Source organism: Paenarthrobacter sp. NCHU4564 (assembly GCF_052156435.1).
GTDB lineage: Bacteria > Actinomycetota > Actinomycetes > Actinomycetales > Micrococcaceae > Arthrobacter.
Map to the genome: position 1 here is coordinate 1 of NZ_JBQLIS010000059.1, position 598 is coordinate 598.

Annotated in this window: 1 protein-coding gene; it reads left to right on the top strand. The window is 61.4% G+C overall.

The window, feature by feature from the left end:
- The coding region (locus ACSVIE_RS21090) for an ISL3 family transposase (RefSeq protein ID WP_442425158.1) at positions 1-555 on the top strand (555 nt) is incomplete at its 5' end.
- Positions 556-598: the final 43 nt, after the last annotated feature.

Sequence of the window (598 nt, forward strand, 5' to 3'; positions counted from 1 at the left end):
TGGCTGCCACGCACCGCCGTGTCAGTTGATGCGTTTCACCTGGTCAAGCTCGGCAACGACATGCTCACCGAAGTCCGGCAACGCCTCACCCAGCAAGTCCACGGCCGCAGAGGACGCTCCATCGACCCGGTCTGGGCCAACCGGCGTCTGCTGCTGCGAGCCGGCGACACACTCTCGGACCGGGCACGAGACAGGCTCAGCACCGTTTTCGCGACCGACGACGCCACCGGGAAACTGCAGGCCGCATGGTTGGTCAAAGAACAGCTCCGAACCCTCCTCGCGACCGGGTCCCTCGCCGACGCTGCTGCCGCGAAAGACCGTTTGCAATCCCTGGTCGAGAAGGCCACACAACCGGAAACGAACCGGCTCTGGCGCACGGTCTGCCGCTGGTGGAAAGAGATTGAAGTCCTCATTGTCACCGGCGCGACAACAGCGAAAGTCGAAGCCAACAACACCGCCATAAAACACATCAAAAGGACAGGTCGGGGATTCACCAACGCACGGAACTACAAAACGCGTATCCTGTTGCGCAGTGCCGTTAGAACAGCGGCATGAACATCCGCCACGGCAGAACATTCACCACGAACCGTGAAGAGCC